Genomic DNA, 20,528 nt, shown 5'->3' with positions numbered 1-20,528 from the left:
AATTGTTTTTGTAATATCATTGGGATACAATTAGCACAGACTATCAATCCGGGTTCTGATCCTCTATGACTGACGAACATATATTATATCTTTTCGGGCTGTTGATTCTTTTTTTTCTGTCAGCCTTTTTTTCCGGCTCCGAAACCGCTCTGATGGCACTGGACCGTCTGCGGCTGAAATACCTCGTTGAAAAAGGTCATCCCGGCGCCGCAAGGCTCGAGACCGTGCTTGAGGTTCCGGATCGTCTGCTTTCAACTATCCTGATCGGCAACAACCTGGTCAATATCGCTGCCTCGGTTTTCGCAACAGCATTGCTGATCGAGATCTTCGGTGAGCATGGAGAGCTTCTGACCATCCTGATCATGACCCCCCTGTTGCTCATTCTTGCTGAAATAACCCCGAAAACATACGCCGCCAAGAATCCCGAGCGAGTCTCTTTTTTCGTTATCAGGCCGATCCTTCTGTTTATGTGGATTTTGACTCCGGTTATCTGGGTCATTTCCGGGGTCTCGATGCTGCTCAATAAAATCCTGCGGTCAGATCGGGAAGCTTCGGTTATCAGTGAAGATGAAATCAAGTCGATCATCTCCGTCGGCGAGCAGAGCGGAACTGTTCATAAGGACAAACGTAAAATGCTGCACGGGATTTTTGAACTCGCCCAGATCAGGGTCAGGGATGTGATGATTCCGCGGACCGAGGTCGTCGGTATCGATGCCGAACTTCCGTTCAGGGAGATTCTGCAACTTGTCCAGGCGGCCTGGCATTCGCGTTTTCCCGTTTACGAAGAGAACCTCGATTCGATTGTCGGGATTATTCACTCCAAGGATATTCTCAACTTTGTCGATCAATCGGCCGCTTTCGATATCCGCGAAGTGGCGCGTCCCCCGTTTTTTGTCCCGGAATCGCAACTGATCGAATCGCTGCTGCAGTCTTTCCGTGAAAAGCGGGTTCATCTCGCTATTGTCGTCGATGAGCATGGCGGGGTTGAAGGGATCGTAACCCTGGAAGATGTTATTGAAGAGGTTTTCGGCGAGATTGTCGATGAATATGATCTTGAAGAGGCCCTCTTCCGGAAAGTCGCGCCAGGCTATTATGTCGTCGACGCCAGTGCCTCTCTGAAAACAGTCAATCAGAAATTTTCTCTCAACTTTTCCGAGGAACATGCAACGACGCTTGCCGGCCTGGTCATGCAATTGCTTGACGATATCCCTGCCGAGGGTTACCGCTGTGAGGCTGAAGGTGTCACCCTGGTTGTCGCTAAAATGATTGACCAGCGAATCGATCAGGTCGAACTGCATTTTACAACCGATCCCGATTCTCCTCCTCCCGCCACCTAGATTCTCCTCCTCCCATTTCCATCATTGCCGGGTATTTGGTTTTGTTCCGCCGGGTATGCTTGCGGCATCGGCTGATTTGCGCTTTTTTGCTGAGGTTGCCCCCGAATTTTCCAGGAGATTATTCTTGACATAATGTTGACGCGCCGCTATATTTTGTCAAAATAGTGTAAAAAAGTGTCAAATTGGGACAAGGACGTAAAGTGAATTTCCAGGGTGTCTACAATAATTCGATCGATCCGAAGGGGCGGGCCAGCATCCCGGCGCAGTTTCGCGAGAAGCTGTCGGCCTCTTTTGCGGCCGATAACCTAGTCGTCACCCAAAAGGATGGTGGGCTTGCGGCCTATCCCGAGTCAGAGTGGGAAAAAAACCAGGCGAAGGTTGAGGCGATGGAGCCGGGCCCGCTGAAGGAGGCACTGTATCTGGCATTAATTTCACCGGCAAAGCCCTGCTCGTTCGACAAGCAGGGGCGGATTCAGCTTTCGCAGGCGCATCGGGATTATGCCGGCCTCGATAGTGAAATCCGCGAGATTGTCGTTGTCGGTGTTGATCGCAGGATAATGATCTGGAGCAAGGCCAAGCATGCGGAGATGCAGGCGCAGGCAGAAACGCGTATTGTTGATGACCCGCAGGTTCTGGCCAATCTGGGTTTCTGATCTTTGGCAGTCGAAGGATTCAGGCACACGTCAGTGATGCCGGATGAGGTGCTCGAGCTGCTCAATCCGCAGCCGGGTGGTATTTACCTCGACGGGACGCTTGGCGGCGGCGGGCATGCCCGCCTGATTCTCGAGGCAACGGCGCCGGATGGTCGATTGATCGGTCTCGATCGTGACCCGGAGGCGCTGGCAGCGGCGGCGGAGATGCTTAAGCCGTATGCTGCGAGGGTGGTCCTTGAGCAGGCCAACTTTAGTGAGCTGGCGGAGGTTCTGGCTCGCCAGGATATAAACGGAGTTGATGGTATCCTGCTCGACCTCGGGGTCTCCTCCCGGCAACTCGATACGCCGGAGCGGGGTTTTTCATTTCGCGATGACGGGCCGCTCGATATGCGGATGGGCCCGGACGCCGAAATGACGGCAGCCGATGTCGTCAACAGCTATAAACCGGAGGAACTACGAAATATCTTCCGTGAGTTCGGTGAAGAAAGGTTTGCCGGGCGGATCGCCAACCGGATTGCCGAGCGGCGGCAGGAAGAACTGTTCAGGACAACTGCTGATCTGGCCAGCGTCGTCAAGAAAGCGATCCCGGCGAAGCACGGCGCCAGACAGAAAATTCATCCGGCAACCAGAGTGTTCCAGGCTCTGCGGATTTTTGTTAATGATGAACTCGGGCATTTGACGAAAACGCTGGAAGAGGCGTTGCAGGTCCTGAATCCTGATGCCCGATTTGTAGTGATCAGTTTTCATTCATTGGAAGACCGGCTCGTTAAACGGGCTTTTCGACAAGCAGCAAAGGGTTGCATCTGTCCACCAAAAGTGCCGATATGCGCTTGCGGCAGGACATCTCAGGCGGAGATTGTGACCAGAAAGGGCGTGCGGCCGACGGCGGAGGAAGTCGCACATAACCCGAGAGCTCGCAGTGCAGTAGTCAGGGCCATACGTAAATTGCCTTAACCGATTGCACATTGTCGATATATTACAGAGGGAGGGTGTCATGTCCGATGCAGTTGTCAGGCCGATTCCGAAAATAAACGGATTCGCTCTGCAGCGTCCCCGGCTATTTCCACTGATAGCTTTTGTCGTTGTTCTGATGGTTGTTTCATTGTTCTTTGTCTGGTCGCGGCTTGAGATGGTTAATCTCGAGTACGAAATCTCGACCTACGAAGTACGACTCCGCTCACTGCAACAGGAGTCGAGACAATTGAAACTTGAAGCAGCCAGTTTGCGCAATCCCGGGCGGATTGAGCGAATGGCACGGACCAGGCTTGGTCTCAGAATGCCAACACCGGAACAGGTCATTACGATCAGATAATGGAAAACCGGGAAAAATGGATGCGGGTACGAATCAGGCTGATTGGCTTCTGCTTTATTCTGGCTTTCGGCTTTATCGTTGCGCGCGCTTTTCAACTTCAGGTTGTCGGCCAGGATCTCTGGGCAGAGAAGGCTGTCCGGCAGCACCAGAAGACCATTGCACTGACCCCTCAACGTGGAACCATTTTCGATCGAAACGGTGAATCGATGGCCGTCAGCGTCGAAGTCGATTCGGTCTATATCGAACCGAACAAGGTTTCCGCGACCTCCCGGACCGCCAAGGCTCTTGCCGAAGTGCTTTCAATGAAACGCTCGGTGGTCAAGGCCAAACTACAAGCGAAAAAAAGCTTTATCTGGCTCAAGCGACAGGTGACACCGCGCGAAAGCGAACTGATTCGTGCTCTTGATATCGAGGGCGTTCGGTTCATCAAGGAGCATCGACGTTATTACCCGAACTCGGAAATCGGTGCCCAGGTGATCGGTTTTACCGGGCTCGACCCGAAGGGTCTTGAAGGGCTTGAGTTGGAATATGACAATCTGATGCTCGGTCGTGGCGGTTATCTCGTTATGGGACGGGATGCTCTCGGACGTGGGCTGCTCAACAGTTCCGATGACCAGATCCAGGCCGGAGAAAAAGGGCGTGACCTTTACATGACGCTCGACAAGAACCTGCAATACATTGCCGAGAAGGAACTTGCGCGGGCGGTCAGCGAATCGAATGCCAAGTCAGGAACAGCGGTCGTGCTTGATCCGCGGACCGGTGAAGTGCTGGCGATGTCGAGTCAGCCCGACTACAACCCGAACGCCTTTTTCAAGCATCGTCCGGGTGACTGGCGCAACCGCGCACTCTGTGATTCGTTTGAGCCGGGCTCAACCATCAAGGTGTTCCTGATGGCGGCAGCGTTGAATGAGGGGGTAATAAACAGGCGGCAAAAGATTAACTGCGAAAACGGCTCGATAGAGGTCAGTGGCAAAATCGTTCATGACCACCGCCCGTATTCACTGTTGACGCCATCTGAAATCATAAAGTTCAGTTCGAATATCGGCGCATACAAGATCGGCCGGGCTCTTGATCGAAATCGCTACTACAATTATTTAAGGGATTTCGGCTTTGGTCAGAAAACGGAAATCGGTCTGCCCGGCGAAGTCAGTGGCTTGATTCACCAGCCAACACGCTGGTTTGACGTCGATCTGGCGGCGATTTCATTTGGTCAGGGATTAACCGTGACACCGCTTCAACTGGCAACCGCAACTGCCGCCATCGCCAACGGTGGCTACCTGATGGCACCCTATGTGGTCGAGAAAATTGTCGACAGCTACGGCCAGGTGACGATGAAACAGCAGCCGCGGATCCGGCGCAAGGTCATCAGCAGCGAAGTTGCCGACCAGGTGCGCGACATGATGGTCAGGGTCACGGAAAAGGGTGGAACCGGCATGCTGGGGGCTGTTCCCGGGTACCGGGTAGCCGGAAAAACCGGCACCGCGCAGAAAGTCGACCCGGTGACCGGCGGATATTCTGTCGATAAATCGGTTTCTTCCTTTGTCGGTTTCGTTCCGGCCGATGATCCGAGGCTGGTTATCCTGGTGTTGATCGATGAACCGCAGGGTAAAGCTTATGGTGGTCTGGTCGCGGCACCGGTGTTTTCACGGATCGCCAACCAGTCGCTCCGATACCTGAAGGTCATGCCGACGGAAAAAGCGACGGTACCGGTGCTGAACACGATTGCCGATTTGATTGAAGCTCCGATCCAGCCGCCAATCTACGATATCCGGGTGTCGGGAGTCGAGATGCCGCAAATGCCCGATTTTTTCGGCATGAGTTATCGTCAGGTGATGCAGGTGATGCAGAAGTCTGGGCTCAATATCAAGTTGAAGGGGACCGGGCGGGTGATAGCTCAATCACCGGATCCGGGCCGGCCAATCAGCTATGGCAATGAAATCTGGGTGAAGCTGGCACCGGCCAGCTAGGATATATGGATGATGATAACAACGTCTAAAATAGGTACCGACCAGTTGATTGCCAGCATGCATCCATTGGATGTTGCCGGCAACAGCCAGGGCGTTATCCGGGATCTGGTGTACGACTCGAGGAAAGCCGGGCCGGGGTGTGCCTTTTTTGCCCTGCGCGGAATCAGTGATGATGGTCATCAGTTTATTGCCGATGCGGTTGACCGTGGTGCCGAGTTAGTGGTCATGGAAGAGCCGCATCCGGTAAAGGGTGCAACCGGTATCGTCGTCGCTAATGCCCGCCAGGCACTGGCAGAAGCTTCCGCTCTTTTTTTCGGTCAGCCGACCCGGACGATGCGTGTCGTAGGGGTGACCGGGACCAACGGCAAGACGACCGTTACCTATCTGATCGAAGCGATGCTGATCGCTGCCCGGCAACGGCCGGCTGTTGTCGGGACCGTCAATTACAGGTATCAGGGTAGTGAAACACCGGCCTCACATACGACGCCGGAGTCGTATGATCTGCAAAAACTTACAGCCGATTTTCTCGGGCAGGGTGCCGATTCACTGGTGCTCGAAGTCTCTTCGCATGCGCTCGAGCAGAACCGGGTTTCCGGCATCAATTTCGAAGTCGGTATCTTTACCAATCTGACACCGGAGCATCTCGACTATCACCAGACGATGGAATCCTATTTCTCAAGCAAGAAGAAGTTTTACGATGACTATATTGTGCCTCAGGGGAGTCGGGCCGTCGTTAATATAGACGATCCCTATGGCCGCAGAATCGCCGATGAACTTGACGATGCCCTAACTTGCGGGCTCGCGGCCGAAGCCGATGTCCGGGCCGAAAACGTGACGCTGAGTCGGCGCGGCATCGAAGCTGATGTCGTCATTCCACATGGTCGATTCCGGCTGCAATCGGCTCTGCTCGGAGGATTTAATCTCAGTAACCTGCTCTGCGCTATCGCGGGCGGAGTCGCTCTCGATTTACCTCTGGACGCAATTGTTTCCGGAATTAAAGCGGTCCCGGTCGTCCCGGGGCGGATTGAAACGATTGAGAATAATCGCGATGCCCTGATCCTTGTCGATTACGCACACACCGGCGACGCCCTCGAAAACGTTTTGCAGGCCGTGAATGAACTTGCTGGCGGCCGGGTTATTACCCTGTTCGGTTGTGGCGGTGATCGTGATCGGAGCAAGCGTCCGGTTATGGGTGAAATTGCTGCCCGGTTCAGCGATCTGGCGATTGTCACATCCGATAATCCGAGAACCGAAGATCCCGATTCCATAATTAATGAGATCCTGACCGGAGTTAAAAAACATTATGCATCACCCTTGATGTTAGAACAGCTGCAATCATCGAGCAGCAAAGGGCATGTTGTTGTTCCTGATCGCCGGGAAGCGATTCAGGTGGCGGTGGAGATTCTTTTGCCGGGCGATCTTTTGCTGGTCGCCGGCAAGGGGCATGAAGATTATCAGATCATCGGTAAGGAAAAGGTCCATTTTGATGATCGGGAAGAGATCCGGCAGGCGCTTCGGGCGTCAGGGAGGGACTGATGGAATTTAACATCAGGGATATCGCCAGAATAACCGAAGGTACGTTGTATCCGGCCGATGCCAGAGGCATGGTTGACGGGATCTCGACCGACAGTCGAACGATCGGTTCAGGTGAGCTGTTCGTACCGCTGCGCGGCCCGAACTTTGACGGCCATGACTTCCTGACGCTTGCCGTGAAAAGTGGTGCCGCCGCCTGTCTGAGCGAGGATGTCGTCAATGGTCTTCCGGTTCCGGTTATTGTCGTCGACGACACACTCAAGGCGCTTGGTCGTCTGGCGGCCGATGTGCGGAACCGATTTGCCGGACCGGTCGTCGGCATCACCGGTTCCTCGGGGAAAACGACAACCAAGGAGATGCTCGCCGGAATTCTGTCACTGACCAGGCCGGGACTGCTCACGGCCGGGAATTTCAATAATCTGATCGGCCTGCCGTTGACGCTTTTTCGGAATCGGGATGAATGTGAATGGATGGTTCTCGAAATGGGGATGAGTGCCCGGGGTGAAATCGCCCGGTTGAGTGAGATTGCCTCGCCGACAGTCGGTATTATTACCAATATTGGACCGGCTCACCTGGAAACCCTGCACGGAATGGAAGGGGTTGCCCGGGCCAAGGGGGAATTGTTCGAAGCTTTGCCGGAAGACGGGTTCGCGATCGTCAATGCTGATGATGACTTTGTCGTCAATCTGCCGGTCGCCAACAAGGTTCGACGTATTCTTTACGGCTCCGCCGAATCTGCGGAAATCCGGGCCGAGTCAATTATTGCCCGCGGCAGCGGCGTGACCTTCCGTCTCGTGACCCCCGAAGGCAACTGGCCGGTACAGTTGAAGATAGCCGGTCGACACAATGTCTACAATGCCCTCGCCGCAGCGGCAGCAGCACATGTACTCGGTGTTGATGGCCGGACCATTGTGCGCGGGCTCGAACAGTTTCAGCCCTGTTGCGGCCGCATGGAAACGATCAGCCTCGGTTGCGATGTTCTGCTGCTTGAAGACAGCTACAATGCCAACCCGTTGTCGGTCAAGGCGGCGCTGCAGACCCTGTCGGAGATGAACGGTCTCGGTCGCCACATCGCTGTTCTTGGCGATATGCTCGAACTGGGAGAACAGTCGGCTGAACTGCACACCGAAGTCGGCAGGCAGGCTGCTGATCTGGTCGACATCCTTATTGTCATGGGTGAAATGAAAGATGCTGTTGCAGCCGGCTATGGAACGCAAGAGACGGCGGCGAAGGAGATATATCTGGTCAACTCACACCAGGAAGCGATCGACATTCTGCGCGATATGATTCAACCCGGGGATCGGATTCTGGTCAAGGGGTCGCGCGGAATGCGTATGGAAAAGGTCAGCAAGGCACTGCGCGGAATGCATTTTTGCATGGCGGCAAACGGGTAAATAAGAAGCCGGAGTCAAGAGGTAAGGAATCAGAAATGTTATATCATCTGCTATATCCGCTCCATACCGAGTTTTCGGCGCTGTATGTTTTCCGGTTTATCACCTTCCGGACAATCTACGCGGCGATAACGGCTCTGGTTATCTCTTTTATTCTCGGCCCCTGGCTGATCCGGACGCTGTCGGAAATGCAGATTGGGCAAAGCATCCGCAAAGTTGGACCGGAATCACATTTTCGCAAGGAGGGGACACCGACCATGGGCGGCACATTGATTCTGCTGGCCATCGTCCTGCCGACGCTGCTCTGGGCCGACCTGACCAATATCTATGTCTGGATCACCCTGTTTGTAGCCGTCGGCTTCGGCGCCGTCGGCTTCATCGACGATTATCGAAAAGTCAAGCTCCGCAGCAGCGATGGGCTTTCGGCCCGGGCCAAGATGTTCTGGCTGATGCTGATAACCGTGGCCGCCGGGACAATGCTCTACTACTACCCGCTATTCGAGACGACCCTCGCATTTCCGTTCTTCAAGGGATTGCGGCCGGATCTCGGCTGGTACTACATACCTTTTGTTGTCCTGGTCATCGTCGGATCGGGTAATGCGGTCAACCTGACCGATGGTCTTGACGGTTTGGCGATCGGGCCGATGATTATCGCATCGGGAACCTACCTGTTGTTCGCTTATCTCGCCGGTAATGCCAAGCTCTCGTCCTACCTGCAGATCAGCAGTGTTCAGGGCGCCGGTGAACTGTCGATCATCTGTGGTGCGATGGTCGGCGCCGGGCTCGGTTTTCTCTGGTTCAACACCTACCCGGCCCAGGTGTTTATGGGCGATGTCGGGTCGTTGTCACTCGGCGGCGCCCTCGGGACGATTGCGGTGATTACCAAGCAGGAACTGGTGCTGGTTATCGTCGGCGGGATTTTCGTGGTCGAGGCGTTGTCGGTTATTTTCCAGGTGCTCTCCTTCCGTTTATGGGGCAAGAGGATTTTCCGGATGTCACCGATTCACAATCATTTTGAGCTAAAGGGGTGGCCGGAACCGAAAATTATCGTCCGGTTCTGGATCATCAGTATTATCCTCGCCCTGATCGCATTATCGACTCTGAAGCTGAGGTAGGATGACAAACCGCTACGCAAATAAAAAGATTGTTGTTGTCGGCGCCGGCAAGAGCGGACTCGCGCTCTGTCGATTCTTTGCCCGCCGCAACGCCCGGGTCATCCTCTCCGATATCCGTCAACGAGCGGATATCGGTGACCTGAGTGACCTGTCCGGGTGCGATGTTGCGTTCGATCTGGGTGGTCACAACCCGGAGCTGTTCCGGAAAGCCGACCTGATCGTTCTGAGCCCGGGGGTGCCGCCAACAATCGCCCCGGTTCAGGCCGCAGTTGAACAGGGAGTCGACCTCAGCGGCGAGGTGGAAATAGCTTCCCGTGAGTTGACTGCACCGATGATCGGTATTACCGGAACGAACGGCAAGTCGACGGTCACGGCACTGGTCGGAGAAGCGTTAAAGGCTTGTGGTGCGAAGACCTATGTCGGCGGCAACATCGGAACGCCATTGACCGAAGCGGTCGATCAGGAGGAATTGGAATGGCTGGTAATCGAGCTTTCGTCATTCCAGCTCGAAACAGTAACCAGCTTCCGGCCGCGCTACAGCATGTTGTTGAATATCAGCGCCGATCATCTCGATCGCTATCCCGATATGCGGGCCTATATCGAAGCGAAGAAAAAAATCTTCAGCTGTCAGACGGCCGCTGATTTCATGATTCTGAATGCGGACGACAAACTTGTTATGGAGGCAGCAGTCGGAGCGCCAGCCCGGGTCGTCTGTTTCTCCTGTAATAGTAAACTTGATGAAGGAATGTTCCTTGATGATGACCATATCGTCTGGCGCTGGCAGGGAACCGAACAGACTTTTGCAGTTAAGGAACTGAGGCTTAAGGGGCTGCATAATATTGCAAACGTTATGGCCGCTTGCATCCCGCTCTTACTTGAAGGATATCAGGCTGAGACCATCTGGCCGGCCATGACCCGCTTTACCGGTCTGCCGCATCGGATGAACCTGGTCAGAAGCCTTGACGGGGTCGAGTGGTACAACGATTCAAAAGGGACAAATATTGGCAGTGTGATCATGAGCCTGGCAGGGCTTGATGCCCCGGTGACTCTGATTGCCGGCGGCAGGGACAAGGGGGGCGACTTTGGTGAACTGAGTGGCCCGGTCAAGGAGAAAGTCGCGCACCTGATCCTGATCGGCGAAGCGACCGAGCGGATGGCGACGGAAATCGGACCGGTGACCGATATCAGCAAGGTCGATTCTCTTGATGCGGCTGTTGTCAGGGCCCGCGAGCTGACCCGGCCGGGCGGCACGGTCCTGTTGTCACCCGGTTGTTCGAGTTTTGATCAGTTTGCCAATTTTGCCGTTCGCGGCGAGCGTTTTTGCGAGCTCGTCGAACAGCTTGAAGATGGAAAGGCCGTCAGCAATGGAACTCCGTAGAGGATTCGATACCTCGATCCTGTTGCTCAGCGTCGTGCTGACCTGTCTCGGAGTTGTCATGGTCTATTCCGCATCGTCGATCATGGCTGAAAAGAGATATGCTGACGGATTCTTTTTCCTGAAAAAACAGGGTGCTTTTGCCCTGCTCGGATTTGTTGTGATGCTGGTTGCGATGCAGTTTGATTACCGCCATTACAAAAAACTGGCAGTACCTGTTTTCTGCGGATCAATCCTGTTGCTCGTCCTGGTTCTGGTCCCGGGAATCGGTTCACATGTCGGCGGGGCTGCCCGCTGGATCCGGTTGCCCGGTTTCTCGATCCAGCCGGCCGAAGTCACCAAGCTGGGACTGGTTATATTTATGGCCTACTCGTTGAGTAAAAAAGAAGAGAAGCTGCAGACATTCAAGCAGGGTTTTCTACCCTATATCCTGCTGCTTGTCGTGGTTCTTGGCCTGCTTCTGGCGCAGCCGGATCTCGGCAGTGCCCTGACCCTGGGTGGGGTTGCGATTGTGATGATGATGATCGCCGGCAGTCGAATCCGCTATCTGTTTTTTGTTGGCGTTGCAACTTTGCCGGTTCTCTATTTCGTTGTCATGAATGTCGATTACCGGCGACGAAGGATCATGTCATTTCTTAACCCCTGGGATGATCCGACCAACAGCGGGTTTCAAATTATCCAGAGCTGGATCGCCTTCGGCAGCGGTGGACCGTTCGGGCAGGGCCTGGGAGAGAGCAAGCAGAAACTCTTTTATCTGCCGGAGGCGCACACCGACTTTATCTTTTCGGTAATCGGTGAGGAACTCGGATTCGTCGGTGTGCTGATTGTCAGCGCGATGTTCCTGGTCCTTATTCTGCGTGGCATCAGAACGACGCTTGGCGCGCCCGACCTGTTCGGACGGAACCTGGCCTTCGGCATTACCCTGCTGCTCGGGCTGGAAGCTTTCGTCAATATCGCGGTCGTCCTCGGCATGCTGCCGACCAAAGGGCTGGCGCTGCCGTTTCTGTCGTATGGCGGAACGAGCCTTTTGACAACGCTTTTTGCCATCGGAATCCTGCTCAATATTTCCAGCCAGGTTCCGGGAGAGTTGCGCTGATGCGGGTGATACTGGCCGGCGGCGGCACCGGCGGACATCTTTTCCCGGCGGTTGCGCTGGCCGAAAGACTGTTGGCTGAAAACGAAAAGGCGGAAGCCCTGTTTGTCGGAACCACCAGGGGCATCGAGGCCGGAGTCATTCCGAAACTCGGGTTCAAGCTGGAGTTTGTTGATGTTAAAGGATTTATGGGCAAGGGGATAATAGCGAAACTCGGGGTCATCATTATGCTGGGCAGGAGTGTCAGACAGGGTTTGGCTGTACTCGACCGATTCAAACCTGATCTGGTGATCGGAGTCGGCGGCTATGCTTCGGCGCCGATGGTGATTGCGGCAAAACTCAGGCGGTTGCCGGTTGTTCTACACGAACAGAATGCCATACCGGGCCTGACCAATCGCCTGCTCGGGCGCTGGGCAGACAGGGTCTGTGTCTCCTTTGAAGAAACATTATCGGCTTTCGCTAATGCTGAATTGACCGGCAACCCGTTACGCAGTGGCCTTGACGATTGTCCCGAAATTGAAAACGGGAGACCGTGCCTGCTTATTTTCGGAGGGTCGCGCGGTGCCCGGGCGATCAACGAGCGGATGACCGCAGCAATTGAACTGCTGCATGAATGGCAGGGGCAGATCGACATTATTCATCAAACCGGTGAAGAAGATGTTGCCTGGGTCAGCGACAGGTATCGTCAGGCTGGCTGGAAGGATGCCAGGGTAACGTCTTTTATCGACGATATGGCGAGTGCCTACCGGCAGGCCCACCTGGTTGTCTGCCGGGCCGGGGCGACGACTGTCGCTGAATTGACCGCCTGTGGCCGGCCGGCGATTCTGATTCCGTTTCCACACGCGGCCGGCGATCACCAGAGTGCGAACGCCAGAGCGCTGGCGGTTAAAGGCGCCGCCTTGATGCTGGCCGAGGAAGAGGCCGATGCTGACAAACTTGCAGCCCTGATCGCGAACCTGATTACCAGGCCTGATGAGCTGAAAAGTATGGCCCGGATCGCAAAAAGCCTCGGTCGCCGCGGTGTCGCTGAAAAAATAATTGCTACCTGCCACCAGGTGATGGACGAAAAGAGAGCAGCCTGAATATGTACGGAAAGATCAAGAAAATTCATTTTGTCGGGATCGGCGGCATCGGTATGAGCGGGATTGCCGAGGTTTTGCTCAATCTCGACTACCAGGTCTCCGGTTCGGATCTTGCCAAATCAGAGACGACATCCCGGCTCGCCGAACTCGGAGCTGAAGTTGCGTTCGGGCATGATGAGAAGAATCTGCAGGACGTAGATGTCGTCGTTACCTCGACCGCCGTGCGCGCTGACAACCCGGAAGTTGTCGAAGCTCATCGGCAGCTGATTCCGGTCATTCCACGGGCCGAAATGCTGGCCGAGCTGATGCGGATGAAATATGGCATCGCCATCGCCGGAACACATGGCAAGACGACAACGACAAGTATGGTTGCCACTATATTGTCGCACGGAGGAATCGATCCGACGGCAGTTATTGGCGGCCGACTTGATTCTCTCGGGACCAATGCCAAGCTCGGGCAGGGCAAGTTCCTGGTCGCCGAAGCCGATGAGTCGGATGGTACATTTATGAAACTCTCACCGACCATCGCTGTGGTGACCAACATTGATGCCGATCATCTCGATTATTATGAGGATCTCAACGAGATTCGTGAAACGTTTATTGATTTCATCAATAAGGTCCCCTTTTATGGAATGGCCGTTCTTTGCCTCGATGATGCGAATATCCAGGCGTGTATCCCCCGGATCAAAAAGAGATTCATCAGTTACGGTTTAACCGGGCAGGCAGATTTCCAGGCAAGCGATATTGTCCATGATGGCGAAAAAACCGCGTTCAATGTCTATCACAACGGGCATAAGCTAGGCGGCATAACCCTGCACATGCCGGGGCGGCACAACGTTCTGAATGCCCTGGCCGCTGTTGCCGTCGGCATGGAGGTGGAGCTGCCGTTTGCAACCATTGCCGAGGGCCTCGATGAGTTCGGTGGAGTGCAGCGGCGTTTTCAGGTCAAGTATGACAAAAATGGAATCATGGTGGTTGACGATTACGGACACCACCCGGTTGAAATCATGGCGACCCTGGCGGCGGCCCGGAACGGCTGGGACCGGCGGGTTGTTGCTGTCTTTCAGCCGCATCGCTATACCCGCACCCAGGCCTTGTTTGATGAGTTCCTGACCGCTTTCTACCAGGCTGACAAACTGGTGGTCATGGACGTCTATGCTGCGAGCGAGGATATTATCCCCGGTGTTGAGGCGAAAGACCTTTGCGCAGGGATTGCCGGCCATGGCCACAAGGATGTTACCTATATCGCTGATAAGGACGCAGTCGTCAGGCACCTGCAGGAGCAGGTCCGGTCGGGAGATATGATTATTACCCTCGGCGCCGGTAACGTATGGCAGGTTGGTGAAGAGCTGATCCGGAAGCTGGAAGAGGAATAAGCGGAAGATGACGCGAGACGAACTCAAACAGAAAAAAATCGGGGTACTGCTGGGCGGTGTCTCGGCTGAACGCGAGGTCTCACTCCGGACCGGCAAGGCGATCAGCCAGGCGCTGGTTTCCTCCGGTTACAACGTAGTTGAAATCGACGCCGCTACCGATCTGCCGCAACAGCTCAAGGATTCAGGGGTCGAGATCGCATTTATTGCTCTGCATGGCCGCGGCGGTGAAGACGGAACGGTCCAGGGTCTGCTCGAAACCATGGCTATCCCTTATACCGGCAGCGGCGTTCGCGCTTCGAGTATGGCCATCGACAAGGTGATGACCAAGAAAATTCTGCTCTACCACGAGTTGCCGACACCGCAATACATGGTGTTTCGAGCTGGAGACGATATCGATGCATTCGTTGAAAAATGTCGTCATTTTCCATTGATCGTCAAACCGGCCTGTGAAGGTTCGACCATCGGCATGACCATCGCTGATGACGCTGCGGAACTGCGCATCGGGTTAATCGAGGCGTTGAAGTATGACCGGCAGATACTGGTTGAGGATTTCATCAAGGGGAGTGAAGCAACCGTCAGCGTGCTGAATGGCGAAGCGCTGCCGATCATTGAAATCGTTCCGAAAAGCGGATTTTACGATTACGAGGCCAAGTATACAGCCGGCGCTACCGAATATATCCTGCCGGCACCTTATGCTCCGGTGCTCTATGAAAGGTTGCAGCAGGCCGCGGTCGAGGCCTGCCGGTTAACCGGCTGCACCGGGGCGGTGCGGGTCGATTTCATGGTCCGGGAAAAAGATTTTTCCTGCCTTGAAATCAATACGATACCGGGAATGACAGCGACCAGCCTGCTGCCGAAAGCGGCGGCCGAGGCGGGGATAGCGTTTCCGGAGCTGGTGCAGAGGATTCTCGAAGGAGCGGGGCTCGACAAATAATAGCCCCTGGAATTGGATGCGCGATCTGAAAGGACATAAAAAGCGCCGGATTAAAGGCAATCGGCGAATCGGCAGTAAAAAGAAGCGTGACTGGAAAGGTATTTTCCATCGCTCGTTACGGCTTCTTTTGTTCAGCTGCAGTACCGTGCTGATTCTGAGCGGCGCCACGCTGGCGGCCCAGATCCTTTTTGAGTCGGGATACTTTGGTGTTGAGCAGGTCAAGATCCTCAACCTGAAACGGCTCGAAGCGGACGAAATTATCGCCGAATCAAATATCAGCAGCGGCGACAATATTTTCCGTCTCGATCTTGAAGCAATCGGCCGCAAGATTGAAGAGAATCCCTGGGTTGCCAAGGCCGAAGTCGGACGGGTTTTCCCACGTGAGATCGTGATCCGGATCACCGAGCGGGAGGCGCGGGCAATTATCAATCTCGGCTACCTCTACTATGTTGATGGCAACGCCGAGATCTTCAAGGTGCTGGCAGCCGATGACCGTCTCGACTACCCGGTCATAACCGGCATCGAGCGGAGCTATCTGCTCGACTTTCCGGAAAATGGGAAAAAACTGTTGCAGGAGGCAATGGCGATAATCGATCGTTTGGCTGAACGGACAACTTTTACACTTGACCAGGTTTCGGAAGTGCATGTCGACAGGGAAAACGGTGTGATCCTGACAACCTACAGATCCGGGGTGCCGGTTCAACTCGGATTCCGGCAGTATGACCGGAAGCTTGATCGGCTCGAGCGGATATATCCGGAGCTTGAACCGAAACTGCCGATGCTTAAAGGGATTGATCTGAATGTCAGTGATCGCGTAATCGTTAAAATAGATCAGAAATTCACCTCAGGTAAAGGCTAGATAGAGAAGGGGAGAAGCGATGAGCAGCAAAAAAGAAAATCTGATTGTCGGACTCGATATAGGCACCACGAAAATTTGTGCGATTGTCGGCAACCTGACTGACGAAGGACTCGATATTGTCGGGATCGGGACCAGCCCGTCGAAAGGGCTGCGCAAGGGTGTCGTCATCAATATCGAAAGTACAGTTGAGGCGATCAAGACTGCACTGCAGGAAGCCGAATTGATGGCCGGATGTGAAATCAAGTCGGTCTTTGCCGGCATTGCCGGCGGTCATATCAAGGGTTTCAACTCGCAGGGCGTCATAGCCATCAAAAACCGCGAGGTGACCAAGGAGGATATCCGGCGGGTGATTGATGCTGCCAAGGCGATTGCAATTCCGATGGACCGTGAAGTGATCCATATCCTGCCGCAGGAATTCATTATCGATGATCAGGACGGCATCAAGGAGCCGCTCGGGATGAGTGGTGTCCGCCTCGAATCGAAAGTTCATATCGTAACCGGTGCGGTCGCCAGTGCCCAGAATATCATCAAGAGCTGCAACCGGGCCGGAGTCGATGTTGCCGATATCGTACTCGAACAGCTCGCATCTTCAGAGGCGGCCCTGGCCCAGGATGAAAAGGACCTCGGCGTCGCCATGGTCGACATCGGCGGTGGAACAACCGATATCGCCATTTTCGTGGATGGCGCTATCAAGCATACGTCGGTTCTGTCGCTCGGAGGCAACCACTTGACCAACGATATCGCCGTTGGCTTGCGCACACCGATGAACGAAGCCGAGAAGATCAAACAACAAAGCGGCTGTTGCCTGACCTCGATGGTCAGTCGCGACGAGACGATCGAAGTCCCATCGGTCGGCGGGCGGGAGCCGCGAATCCTGTCACGGCAGCTGCTGACCGAAATACTCGAGCCGCGGGTCGAAGAGATCTTTACCCTGGTCAACCGAGATATCGTCCGCAGCGGTTATGAAGATCTGATCGCCTCCGGGGTCGTCATTACCGGTGGCTCCTCGATACTACCGGGGATGCCGGAGTTGGCCGAACAGATTTTCAACCTGCCGGTGCGGCGTGGGGTGCCGATGGGTATCGGCGGTTTGACCGATGTGGTGAATTCGCCGATCTACGCCACCGGGGTTGGGCTCGTCAAGTACGGCAGCCGTAACCTGAGCACGAAAAACTTTTCGATCGGCCAGGATAATATTTTCGACAAAATTACGAACCGGATGAAGGAATGGTTCGGCGAGTTTTTTTAAGTTCATAAACAAGGCAGGCCGGGACGCGGAGAAGCCCGGCATTAACCAGATGGAGGGAGTTATGCCAGTATTCGAATTTGACGACAGTATGGAACAGATCGCCAAGATCAAGGTGGTCGGAGTTGGTGGCGGCGGCGGCAACGCCGTAAACACCATGATTAATGCAGAGGTCGGAGGGGTCGAGTTTATTGTCTCGAACACCGATGCCCAGGCGCTGCGCAACAGTCGGGCACCGATGAAGATGCAGCTCGGTTCAAAACTGACCAAGGGACTTGGTGCCGGTGCCGATCCCGAAGTCGGACGTGAAGCGGCCCTCGAGGATCGCGCCAGGATTTATGAGTCGCTGGAAGGTGCCGACATGGTATTCATCGCCGCCGGGTTGGGTGGCGGAACCGGAACTGGCGCTGCTCCGGTCATCGCCGAAGTCGCCAGGGAGACCGGCGCCCTGACCGTCGGGGTTGTGACCCGTCCGTTCAGCCGGGAAGGGAAGCGGCGCGCTACCCAGGCTGACGAAGGAGTGGAAAACCTCAAGGAAGTGGTCGATTCGCTGATCGTCGTTCCGAACGACCGCCTGCTCGGATTGGCCGGCAAGAACATGAGTATTCTCGATGCCTTCAAGCCGGCCGATGATGTCCTGCGCCAGGCGGTCCAGGGGATTGCCGATCTGATTACAACCAGCGGCCTGATCAATGTCGACTTTGCCGACGTTAAGGCGATCATGAGTGAACGTGGCATGGCGATGATGGGAATCGGCTTTGCTGCAGGAGAGCGCCGTGCCGCCGAGGCCGCGCATGAAGCGATTGCCAGTCCGCTGCTCGAAGATATCGACATCTCCGGTGCCAGGGGCGTTCTGGTCAACATCTCCGGGTCGTCGTCTATGACCATGGAGGATTACGACGAGGTCATGCGGATCGTTCATGAAAAGGCGCATGAAGATGCCAATATTATCTCCGGCATCGTTGTTGATGAAGAGTTTGAGGATAATCTCAAGGTGACCGTGATTGCGACCGGCTTCGGCTCGGCCTTTGACAAGACCCGCAGAATCGAGGAGGAACTGAAGGATCGCCCGGTCGGTCTGCCGATCAAGGAAGATAATCATGACCTGCCGACCTTTATCCGGATGAAGCAGAAGGAATCGCCCCGGGCAATGCGCCAGGCTGTGAACAGTGATGATGAATACGATATTCCGACCTTTATCCGCAGGCGGGTCGATTGATCTCCATACTGTGAACGCAAAAAAGGTGAAATAAAACGTAATTGTTGACACCGCGGTCGACGGCCGCACGCTGTATACATTGAATGTTCTGATTCAGACGCTTCTCTGCTGAACTCCGCCCGGCACCAAGGAGAAGCGGGCTGCTATGTAATGACGACTCCCTCGTCGGGGCTGCTTGTGCAGCCCCTTTTTCTTTAATGCGAGTAGCTAGTTGGCAGTAACCAGTTGACAGTAGGCTGCCGGCAATGTTTGTTGATCGGTTTTTACTGACAACTGGAAACTGTTCACTGTAGACTGTTTTTATGTCCCGCAAGTTACAGGCAAAAGCACGAAAGCGGCGCGCCGCCGAATCCGGAATCCGCTCCAGCCCCTGGGGCGGGCGTTTGACCGTTGCCCTGGTTTATCCCAATACCTATCATCACGCGATGAGCAATCTCGGTTTCCAGACGGTCTATTATCTGCTCAACAGCCGGGACGATACGCTCTGTGAACGGTTCTTCCTGCCGGACCATGAAGACCTGGAAGAACACAAAAAAACAGGAACACCCATCTTTTCCCTGGAATCCGGGCGAAGCCTGACCGATTTTGATCTGGTCGCGTTTTCTCTCTCCTTCGAAAACGATTACCTCAATCTGCCGGTGATCTTTGAGCTGGGTCGTATACCCTGGCTTTCCAGGGATCGAGGAGATAGCTTCCCACTGCTGCTGGCCGGCGGCGTCTGCGCCTTCATGAATCCGGAACCGCTGGCCGAGGTGATCGACCTTTTTGCAATTGGTGAAGCCGAAGCAATCCTTCCCGGTCTCGTCACAGCACTGTTCAGCCAAGGGTCTGGTAAGAACGTTTTATCCGATCTCTGTCGTCTTCCCGGGATTTATATACCCTCACTCTACCAACCAACATACGATACAGCCGGTTGTTTGACCGGCTGGGCGGTTTCCGAAAACGCGCCGCTGCCAGTCGGGCGGGTCTGGGCCGCCGACCTCGAGCAAAACGCAAGCCGTAACTTTGTCCAGACGACCGCTACCGAATTCGGCGACATGGCGCTGACCGAGATTTCGCGCGGCTGTTCACGTGGCTGTCGGTTCTGCGCCGCCGGGTTCCTGTTTCTGCCGCCGCGTACCCGAAGCCTGGAGAGTTTAAAGAGTCAGATCGATGCCGGGCTCTGCTGGCAGGATAAGCAGGGACTGGTCAGCCCGGCGGTTGGCGACCACCCGGAGTTGGCCAAAATTGAACAGTACATCCTCGATCACGGAGGGGCCGTTTCGGTCGCGTCATTACGGCTCGATGCGATCACTACAGCCGATATTGAAGCGCTCAAGGTTTCGGGTCATAAAACAGTGACCCTGGCGCCCGAGGCGGGGAGTGAGAAGTTACGCAAAGTCATTAACAAGGGGGTCACCGAGGAGCAGATACTTGAAGCGGTCAAGCGCATCGCCGGGGCCGGCATCCCGAATCTCAAGCTCTATTTCCTGATCGGTCTGCCGCTGGAGGAAGAGAACGATATTACGGCGATTATCGATCTCACCGCAGCGATCCGGACGGTCTGGATTGAAGCCGGCAAAAAGCGGGGTTGGCTCGGCTCGATTCATCTTTCAATCAACCCGTTCGTACCGAAGCCGTTCACGCCGTTCCAGTGGGCACCGATGGCGACCGAGGCGGAATTAAAAAAAAAGATCAAGGCGATCCGTTCGGCAATCGGCCGCCTGCCGAACGTCGTGGTCTCCTTCGAGTCACCACGCGAGGCGATTCTGCAGGCGCTTCTGTCGCGCGGTGACCGGCGGTTGGCCGGTCTGATAAAGAGAATCGCCAGCGGTGAGAAATATAAAAAGGTCTGTCGGGAGTCTGGAATCGACTATGAATCCTTGTTGCATCAAGAAAGAACTCAAAACGAAAATTTTCCCTGGGATCTCCTCGATAGTCGCGTGCAAAAAAAATATCTCTGGCGTGAGTATCAGTCCGCTAAGGCTGAAACGACAACACCCCGCTGTGTGGCGGGGTGTGTAAGGTGCGGTGTATGTAGTAAATCAGAAGGTTAA

The 20,528-nt window shown here is 54.9% G+C and carries 17 protein-coding genes; all 17 read left to right on the top strand.

From position 1 onward, the window contains the following. Positions 1–65: 65 nt before the first annotated feature. Positions 66–1,337 (top strand): transporter, encoded by a 1,272-nt coding sequence (locus C0623_11750; protein ID PLX98674.1) that lies wholly within the window; start codon positions 66–68, stop codon positions 1,335–1,337. A 182-nt stretch (positions 1,338–1,519) separates the two neighbouring features. Then, the gene (locus C0623_11745; GenBank protein PLX98673.1) at positions 1,520–1,990 is read left to right on the top strand and encodes a cell division/cell wall cluster transcriptional repressor MraZ; all 471 of its coding nucleotides are present in this window, start codon (positions 1,520–1,522) and stop codon (positions 1,988–1,990) included. A 3-nt stretch (positions 1,991–1,993) separates the two neighbouring features. Then, positions 1,994–2,944: a 16S rRNA (cytosine(1402)-N(4))-methyltransferase gene (locus tag C0623_11740; protein PLX98672.1), complete on the top strand. Its 951-nt coding sequence runs from the start codon at positions 1,994–1,996 to the stop codon at positions 2,942–2,944. Positions 2,945–2,984: 40 nt separating this feature from the next. Beyond that, positions 2,985–3,302 (top strand): cell division protein FtsL, encoded by a 318-nt coding sequence (ftsL, locus tag C0623_11735; protein ID PLX98671.1) that lies wholly within the window; start codon positions 2,985–2,987, stop codon positions 3,300–3,302. Then, the gene (locus tag C0623_11730) at positions 3,299–5,269 is read left to right on the top strand and encodes a penicillin-binding protein (GenBank protein PLX98670.1); all 1,971 of its coding nucleotides are present in this window, start codon (positions 3,299–3,301) and stop codon (positions 5,267–5,269) included. Before ftsL ends, C0623_11730 begins: the two co-directional genes overlap by 4 nt. A 12-nt stretch (positions 5,270–5,281) precedes the next feature. Further along, a complete protein-coding gene (locus tag C0623_11725) occupies positions 5,282–6,805 on the top strand; it encodes a UDP-N-acetylmuramoyl-L-alanyl-D-glutamate--2,6-diaminopimelate ligase (protein ID PLX98724.1) in 1,524 nt (507 codons plus the stop codon). Then, positions 6,805–8,196, top strand: a complete 1,392-nt coding sequence (locus C0623_11720; protein PLX98669.1) for a UDP-N-acetylmuramoyl-tripeptide--D-alanyl-D-alanine ligase — start codon at positions 6,805–6,807, stop codon at positions 8,194–8,196. The genes C0623_11725 and C0623_11720 overlap by 1 nt, the downstream gene beginning before the upstream one ends. 35 nt (positions 8,197–8,231) lie before the next feature. Next, complete coding sequence (locus C0623_11715; GenBank protein ID PLX98668.1) at positions 8,232–9,308, top strand: phospho-N-acetylmuramoyl-pentapeptide-transferase; 1,077 nt, start codon at positions 8,232–8,234, stop codon at positions 9,306–9,308. A gap of 1 nt (position 9,309) precedes the next feature. Beyond that, positions 9,310–10,686, top strand: a complete 1,377-nt coding sequence (gene murD / locus C0623_11710; GenBank protein PLX98667.1) for a UDP-N-acetylmuramoyl-L-alanine--D-glutamate ligase — start codon at positions 9,310–9,312, stop codon at positions 10,684–10,686. Continuing rightward, the gene (ftsW, locus tag C0623_11705; GenBank protein ID PLX98666.1) at positions 10,673–11,779 is read left to right on the top strand and encodes a putative lipid II flippase FtsW; all 1,107 of its coding nucleotides are present in this window, start codon (positions 10,673–10,675) and stop codon (positions 11,777–11,779) included. Before murD ends, ftsW begins: the two co-directional genes overlap by 14 nt. Continuing rightward, positions 11,779–12,858: an undecaprenyldiphospho-muramoylpentapeptide beta-N-acetylglucosaminyltransferase gene (gene murG / locus C0623_11700; protein ID PLX98665.1), complete on the top strand. Its 1,080-nt coding sequence runs from the start codon at positions 11,779–11,781 to the stop codon at positions 12,856–12,858. The genes ftsW and murG overlap by 1 nt, the downstream gene beginning before the upstream one ends. Before the next feature lie 2 nt (positions 12,859–12,860). Beyond that, on the top strand, positions 12,861–14,234 hold the full coding sequence (locus C0623_11695; protein PLX98664.1) for a UDP-N-acetylmuramate--L-alanine ligase: 1,374 nt from the start codon (positions 12,861–12,863) through the stop codon (positions 14,232–14,234). 7 nt (positions 14,235–14,241) lie between these two features. After that, positions 14,242–15,168, top strand: a complete 927-nt coding sequence (locus tag C0623_11690) for a D-alanine--D-alanine ligase (GenBank protein ID PLX98663.1) — start codon at positions 14,242–14,244, stop codon at positions 15,166–15,168. Positions 15,169–15,184: 16 nt separating this feature from the next. Continuing rightward, positions 15,185–16,027: a cell division protein FtsQ gene (locus tag C0623_11685; protein ID PLX98662.1), complete on the top strand. Its 843-nt coding sequence runs from the start codon at positions 15,185–15,187 to the stop codon at positions 16,025–16,027. 19 nt (positions 16,028–16,046) lie between these two features. Beyond that, positions 16,047–17,276, top strand: coding sequence for a cell division protein FtsA (gene ftsA, locus C0623_11680; GenBank protein ID PLX98661.1), 1,230 nt, complete (start codon positions 16,047–16,049; stop codon positions 17,274–17,276). Between the two features lie 61 nt (positions 17,277–17,337). Next, a complete protein-coding gene (locus tag C0623_11675; GenBank protein ID PLX98660.1) occupies positions 17,338–18,492 on the top strand; it encodes a cell division protein FtsZ in 1,155 nt (384 codons plus the stop codon). Positions 18,493–18,794: 302 nt separating this feature from the next. After that, on the top strand, positions 18,795–20,528 hold the full coding sequence (locus tag C0623_11670) for a radical SAM protein (GenBank protein ID PLX98659.1): 1,734 nt from the start codon (positions 18,795–18,797) through the stop codon (positions 20,526–20,528).

It is taken from the genome of Desulfuromonas sp., from assembly GCA_002869615.1.
Classification (GTDB): Bacteria; Desulfobacterota; Desulfuromonadia; order Desulfuromonadales; family UBA2294; genus BM707.
Note: the sequence above shows the minus strand (reverse complement) of the source record. Positions and strands in the feature narration are given on the sequence as shown.

Coding starts and splice junctions, on each gene's coding strand:
- C0623_11690 (PLX98663.1), top strand. CDS start 14,242: ATGACGCGAGACGAACTCAAACAGAAAAAAATCGGGGTACTGCTGGGC.
- C0623_11670 (PLX98659.1), top strand. CDS start 18,795: ATGTCCCGCAAGTTACAGGCAAAAGCACGAAAGCGGCGCGCCGCCGAA.
- ftsA (PLX98661.1), top strand. CDS start 16,047: ATGAGCAGCAAAAAAGAAAATCTGATTGTCGGACTCGATATAGGCACC.
- ftsW (PLX98666.1), top strand. CDS start 10,673: ATGGAACTCCGTAGAGGATTCGATACCTCGATCCTGTTGCTCAGCGTC.
- C0623_11720 (PLX98669.1), top strand. CDS start 6,805: ATGGAATTTAACATCAGGGATATCGCCAGAATAACCGAAGGTACGTTG.
- ftsL (PLX98671.1), top strand. CDS start 2,985: ATGTCCGATGCAGTTGTCAGGCCGATTCCGAAAATAAACGGATTCGCT.
- C0623_11715 (PLX98668.1), top strand. CDS start 8,232: ATGTTATATCATCTGCTATATCCGCTCCATACCGAGTTTTCGGCGCTG.
- C0623_11685 (PLX98662.1), top strand. CDS start 15,185: ATGCGCGATCTGAAAGGACATAAAAAGCGCCGGATTAAAGGCAATCGG.
- C0623_11750 (PLX98674.1), top strand. CDS start 66: ATGACTGACGAACATATATTATATCTTTTCGGGCTGTTGATTCTTTTT.
- C0623_11695 (PLX98664.1), top strand. CDS start 12,861: ATGTACGGAAAGATCAAGAAAATTCATTTTGTCGGGATCGGCGGCATC.
- C0623_11675 (PLX98660.1), top strand. CDS start 17,338: ATGCCAGTATTCGAATTTGACGACAGTATGGAACAGATCGCCAAGATC.
- murG (PLX98665.1), top strand. CDS start 11,779: ATGCGGGTGATACTGGCCGGCGGCGGCACCGGCGGACATCTTTTCCCG.
- murD (PLX98667.1), top strand. CDS start 9,310: ATGACAAACCGCTACGCAAATAAAAAGATTGTTGTTGTCGGCGCCGGC.
- C0623_11725 (PLX98724.1), top strand. CDS start 5,282: ATGATAACAACGTCTAAAATAGGTACCGACCAGTTGATTGCCAGCATG.